This is a genomic window from Lacinutrix sp., from assembly GCF_023299985.1.
In the GTDB taxonomy this organism is placed as follows: Bacteria; Bacteroidota; Bacteroidia; order Flavobacteriales; family Flavobacteriaceae; genus Lacinutrix.
The window spans coordinates 1-5,436 of the sequence record NZ_JALZVX010000055.1 but is presented as its reverse complement, the minus strand read 5'-3'; the positions used below and the strand labels follow the sequence as shown (position 1 = coordinate 5,436).

Annotated in this window: 8 protein-coding genes and 1 pseudogene; 4 read left to right on the top strand and 5 right to left on the bottom strand. The window is 30.4% G+C overall.

Annotation, left to right across the window (positions count from 1 at the left end):
• A pseudogene (locus tag Q0C58_RS02970) lies at positions 1-180 on the bottom strand (aspartate kinase); the annotation flags it as partial.
• 100 nt (positions 181-280) lie between these two features.
• On the opposite strand from Q0C58_RS02970, the gene Q0C58_RS02965 reads away from it, so the two are divergent.
• From Q0C58_RS02965 to Q0C58_RS02950, 4 genes are all read left to right on the top strand, one after another.
• Positions 281-931: a hypothetical protein gene (locus tag Q0C58_RS02965; protein WP_290697307.1), complete on the top strand. Its 651-nt coding sequence runs from the start codon at positions 281-283 to the stop codon at positions 929-931.
• A 76-nt stretch (positions 932-1,007) separates the two neighbouring features.
• Positions 1,008-1,571: a TetR/AcrR family transcriptional regulator gene (locus Q0C58_RS02960; protein ID WP_290697305.1), complete on the top strand. Its 564-nt coding sequence runs from the start codon at positions 1,008-1,010 to the stop codon at positions 1,569-1,571.
• A gap of 76 nt (positions 1,572-1,647) precedes the next feature.
• A complete protein-coding gene (locus Q0C58_RS02955; RefSeq protein ID WP_290697302.1) occupies positions 1,648-2,196 on the top strand; it encodes a carboxymuconolactone decarboxylase family protein in 549 nt (182 codons plus the stop codon).
• Positions 2,197-2,258: 62 nt separating this feature from the next.
• Positions 2,259-2,903, top strand: coding sequence for a DsbA family oxidoreductase (locus tag Q0C58_RS02950; RefSeq protein ID WP_290697299.1), 645 nt, complete (start codon positions 2,259-2,261; stop codon positions 2,901-2,903).
• Positions 2,904-3,001: 98 nt separating this feature from the next.
• Here the strand turns inward: Q0C58_RS02950 and Q0C58_RS02945 are convergent, their stop codons facing one another.
• The 4 genes from Q0C58_RS02945 to Q0C58_RS02930 all read right to left on the bottom strand — a co-directional run.
• The gene (locus tag Q0C58_RS02945) at positions 3,002-3,382 is read right to left on the bottom strand and encodes a cupredoxin domain-containing protein (RefSeq protein ID WP_290697296.1); all 381 of its coding nucleotides are present in this window, start codon (positions 3,380-3,382) and stop codon (positions 3,002-3,004) included.
• A gap of 52 nt (positions 3,383-3,434) precedes the next feature.
• Positions 3,435-3,992 (bottom strand): carboxymuconolactone decarboxylase family protein, encoded by a 558-nt coding sequence (locus Q0C58_RS02940; RefSeq protein WP_290697293.1) that lies wholly within the window; start codon positions 3,990-3,992, stop codon positions 3,435-3,437.
• A 396-nt stretch (positions 3,993-4,388) separates the two neighbouring features.
• The gene (locus tag Q0C58_RS02935) at positions 4,389-5,228 is read right to left on the bottom strand and encodes a helix-turn-helix domain-containing protein (RefSeq protein WP_290697291.1); all 840 of its coding nucleotides are present in this window, start codon (positions 5,226-5,228) and stop codon (positions 4,389-4,391) included.
• A 7-nt stretch (positions 5,229-5,235) separates the two neighbouring features.
• A partial coding sequence (locus tag Q0C58_RS02930) for a branched-chain amino acid transport system II carrier protein (protein WP_290697288.1) occupies positions 5,236-5,436 on the bottom strand: 201 nt, incomplete at its 5' end.

The window sequence follows — 5,436 nt, the reverse complement described above, 5'->3', positions numbered from 1 at the left end:
TAAAGCGTTGTCCGTATTTTTATTTTTTATGTAATCTGATATTTTTACTAACCCATTAGTTGTGCCTGACATTGCAGATAATACAACCACTTTTTGTTGTCCATTGTTAATGATGTTTTTTACATTAATCATGTTTTCTATAGACCCTACAGAAGTACCTCCAAATTTTAATACTAACATTTTTTTATTATTTGTATCAAAACTAATTAACAACAGTTCTACAGCCATAAAAATGAAAAAATTATACTATTTTTACACATATTGTTAAATAATTAACAACATGAAAACTATAGCTACTTGCGTTGAAGAGATATTAGTAACACAACCATTTCTTGAAGAAGCACTCTCTAGAAGCATTATTAATTTTTCGGCTTTAGCCGAAGAGTTACAAGCGCCAATTGGTGCTATGTTACGTAAACCAGTAAAAACTGGAGCGATAATGATGGCTCTACGTCGTTACAATCCACCTAAAGATTTAAGGCATTCTAATAAATTAAAGTCGGTTTTAAAAAACCTAGGCGATATTACTGTTCGCTCAAATTTGGTAGATTTTACTTTTAAAAATTCTAAAACATTAATTACAAGTCATAGTAAATTATTAGAAAACATAGACAGCAATGTTTTTTATGGTTTTTCACGCGGTATTTATGAAAGTAATATGGTTATTTCAGCTTCTGAAAAACAAAAAACGCAACACCATTTTAAATCTGAAACTATGATTGGTTTACAAGAAAACCTATCTGCAATTAGTATTAGACTACCAGAAAACAATTCTAAAATATCTGGTTTGTATTACCAAATTTTTAAGCGTTTTGCTTGGGAAGGTATATCTCTATACGAAGTAATTTCTACTACAAACGAGTTTACTGTTTTGGTTGAAGACCATAGTGTAGAAAAGGCGTTTTCTGCTATTAAGCGATTAAACAACTAATAAAAAATACAAATAAACATTAAAACACTTCTTTATTTCTAAACGATTGGTTAGTTTTGTGGTGTAATTAGAAATAATGGCTAGAAAAAAACAATATATAGAAGAAGAAGTTATAGACAAAGCAATGCATTTATTTTGGCGTAATGGTTATGAAAACACTTCTATGCAAATGCTTGAAAAAGAAATGGGCATTAATAAATTTTCTATCTATTCTAGTTTTGGTAACAAACATGGTATTTTTTTAGAAAGCATAAAAAGCTATAAAAACAAAACAAAAACAATGTTTGATACCTTTAAAAATGCATCAAATGGTGTGACAGATATTAAACAGTTTTTTAACGACTCTGTTGCTATTGGCTTTCAAAACAATAATGAAAAAGGATGTTTAGTTACTAATACTTATAATGAATTTTCTTTAATAGAAGATGAGTTAATAAATAAACAAATGACTGTTTTTATGGATAACCTTAAAAATTTATTCATAGAAAAATTAAGATTAGATCCTAAAAAAGATGAAGATACAATACAAAAACAAGCTAACTTTTTAGTATTAGCAAAACATGGTTTAGCAGCAGCAACAAAAGTTAATAGCCAAAAGGAAATTGAAGATTACATAGAAATGACATTTAACAATATTTAATACATTTTTTTTACAAAATAACTAAACGATTGTTTAGAAATAAATTATAATTAATAACAAATTAAAAAGAAAAATTATGACAACTTTAAAAGTTCACAACATCGAGACAGCACCAGAAAACAGTAAACCACTTTTAGGCAATTCACAAAAATCATTTGGTATGATACCAGGTTTACATGGAGTTTTAGCTAGTGCTCCAAAAGCATTAGAAGCCTACCAAACACTACATAAATTATTTGGAGAATCTTCTTTTAACGAAGATGAATTAACTGTAGTATGGCAAACAATAAACGTAGAACATGCTTGTCATTACTGTGTTCCTGCACATACAGGAATTGCAAAATTGATGAAAGTAGACGATGCTATAACAGAAGCTTTACGTAACGAAACACCTCTTGAAAGTATTAAACTAGAGGCTTTACGTGCATTTACTTTATCTGTAGTTCGTAATCGTGGGAATGTTTCTCAAGAAGAATTAGCAGTATTTTATGCAGCAGGTTATGGAGAGCAACAAGTACTAGAAGTTATTTTAGGATTATCTCAAAAAGTAATTAGCAACTATACAAATCATATTGCAAACACACCAGTAGATGCTCCTTTTCAAGCTTTTGCTTGGAAAAAATAAAAATATAGTTTCTTAATCTTTGAAACCTTCCGTAAATTCGGAAGGTTTATTTTAAAAAAAATATGACTGAAAAATTAAAAATAGATATTGTTTCAGATGTTGTTTGTCCTTGGTGTACCATTGGATATAAGCGTTTAGAAAAAGCAATCCAAGAACTTGGTTTTCAAGATCAAGTAGAAATAGAATGGCAACCGTTTGAATTAAATCCAAACATGCCAGCCGAAGGACAGAATGTAAATGAACATATTACAGAAAAATATGGATCTACTGTAGAGCAGCAAAAAGAATCGAAGCAAAATATGACAGAAATTGGAGAGGAATTTGGTTTTACTTTCGATTATTTTGATGAAATGCGTATGGTAAATACTTTTGATGCTCATATTTTACTAGAGTATGCAAAAGATTCTGGAAAACAAACAGATTTAAAAATGGCGCTAACCAAAGCTTTTTTTAGTGATCGTAAAGATGTTTCTAAAAGAGACATTTTAAAAGAAGCTTTAGAAACTGTTGGTTTAAATGCTGAAGAAACTTTAACCAAGTTAGATGATGAAGAAGCACAAAAAGAAGTAAGAAGTAAACAAAATTATTGGAAAAGCCTAGGTGTTACCTCTGTACCTACTGTTGTTTTTAATAGAAAAAGTGCGGTTACTGGTGCGCAACCTGTAGATACTTTTAAGCAAGTACTTTCAGAATTAATTACTAAATAAGAGTACTGTATGTTGCTAAAACTAGCAGTTAATTATAGATATTAAAAAAAAGCGAGCCTTTTACAAGCTCGCTTTCTCTAATTAAAACTAATTAATTACTACTCTACTACTAAAGTATATTGTGGCGTTTTATTAAAAGGACAAAAGTATTTATAAGTTCCTTTTGTAAGTGTTACTTCTTTTGAAGATTCTGTTGCACCATGCTTTACCATTTGAGATACGTAAGCATTTGCAATATGGTTTTTTGCATCTTTACCATCTTTACCAGCTTCAATTAAAACTAATCCTACTTCTGGTGCTGCATTGGTATTTGTTACATTAAATACATAAGTACCTTCTGATACTGTTAGTGCTTTTTGTGTAAATTCTCCAGATGTTTGCTCTAATGAAATTGTTTTTACAGATTTCATCATTTTGTCTTGTGCTCCAGATATTAATGTGAAGGCTACTAAAAATACTCCTAATACTAAATTTTTCATTTTTTTTTGATTTAATTATTTATTGTTTATTGTTTTCTATCTTGTTGTTTTTCTATTTTATTGCTGCAAATTTTCCTGCTTCTACAGCTGGAAAATCTATTTCTGTTTCTGCTATATGGTTTACATAGTTTGTTAATGTATTAGAGACTACGTTTAATACAACTTCTAAAATATCGCTGTCGTTAAAACCTGCTGCTTTTACTGCATTAATAGCTTCTGTAGATACATTACCTCTGTTTTCTGTTACTGCTTGAGCAAATTGTAAACCTGCTTGATCTTTAGCATCACTAGCTAAGCCTTGACGACTTTGTTGCGCTTGTTCTAGATCTAAACCATTCATTTTCCCAATTGCAGTGTGTGCAGATAAGCAGTAGTTACAAGAATTAGACTCTGCAATTGCTAGCGCTAATTGCTCACGGTATTTGTTAGAAAAGTTACCGCTTGCTGTTAATTCTCCTAAACTTAAATAAGTTTGTAATGTTGCTGGAGAGTTGCCAAATACTTTAATTAGGTTTGGTATAAAACCTAATTTGCTTTGTACTGCATTAAATAATTCTTTAGATTTTCCTGTTGTTTTTGCTGGATCTAATGTTTCGATTCTTGTACTCATAAAATTTTATTTTTTGTGTTTCTGCATAAGCAGAAATTATTATTATTAGTTTTATTTATTTTATTTTGAACATTTACATAATTGTTGTTCTGGCTTTTCTTCGTTATAAACTTGACAGCCCTAACAATTTGAACATTGTGTGTTTTGTGTTGTTTTCATAATTAGTTGTGTTTTAATGTTACTAATTAATTACACTGCAAAGATGCAACGAGAAGTCTCTTTAAAAAATGGACAAAAGTTCCTTATGCTTGGACTACCTTATTTTTATTGAGTTTTATAGCGTTTTCGAACCTGTAATTTCGCGTGAAGGATAGAAACGGCATCCTTTTTTTGCTGCCATATATTGCAAAAAAAGATATAGTGTATAGCCTGACCTGCAAGGTCACGCCCAAAAGTTTAATATTCTTTTCTAAATTGAAGTGGTGACTTTGTAGTTGCTTTGGTAAAAAACCTGCTAAAGTATGCAGAGTCGTTAAAACCTAGGTTGTAAGCTATGTGTTTGATAGCTTCGTTGGTGTAAACGAGTTGGCGTTTTGCTTCTAGGATGATTCGGGTTTTAATAAAATCGCTTGGTGTTTGTGCGCCTGCTTTCTGGAAATTTTTTGTTAGAGATTTTGGCGAGATTGCCAGCCTATTTGCGTAATCTGTTACAGAGTGTAGTGTTTTGTAATTTTGCTCTACAAGTAAACTAAAGTCTTTAAAAAGTTTTGTTTCTACATCTGTTTTTATAGGATGATGCTCTTTTTGTATGCGTACCGAATGGATAATGAATTGCTTTAAATAGGTTTGCAACATATCGTATTGGGCAGTTTCGGTATTTTTAAATTCTTCGATGAGGCTTTCAAGAATAAAACTGAGTTTCTTGGTGTCGTTTTCGCATGGTTTTACAAAAGGCGTTTGGTAAACATTATTAAATAACACACCATTACATGCTACTTCTTTATCGTGTGTTTGAATGCAGTAAAAATCGGGAACGAATGAGATTTTATAGGCTTCTTTTATTTTTTCGGAATCTACCGAGAATACTTGTCCTGGTGAGAGAAAAAATAAAACGTTCTCTGTAAACGAGTAACTTTTAAAATCGATATTATAGGTTCCTTTGCCTTCTTTTACCCAATAAATACTATAGGCATCTATTTGTTCTGGTTTATTTACAACACAAGCTTTATCGAACTGTACGACGCTTAACGAAAAAAGATCTTTGTATTTATAGATTGAAATGTCTTGTACTGCCATTGGTTTGCTAACTAGTAATTTTATTAGTCGTAAAAGTTTTAATATTTAACACTAAAAATGAAATTAACGCTGGTAAAACCCAACCTAAACTATGTTTTGCTAAAGGAATACCATTAATAACATTTGTTAATGCTTTAGATGGCGTAATAAAATTAAGCACATCTGGAATGCTAAATATAAAGGTAAGTAAAACAACAACTCTAAATAT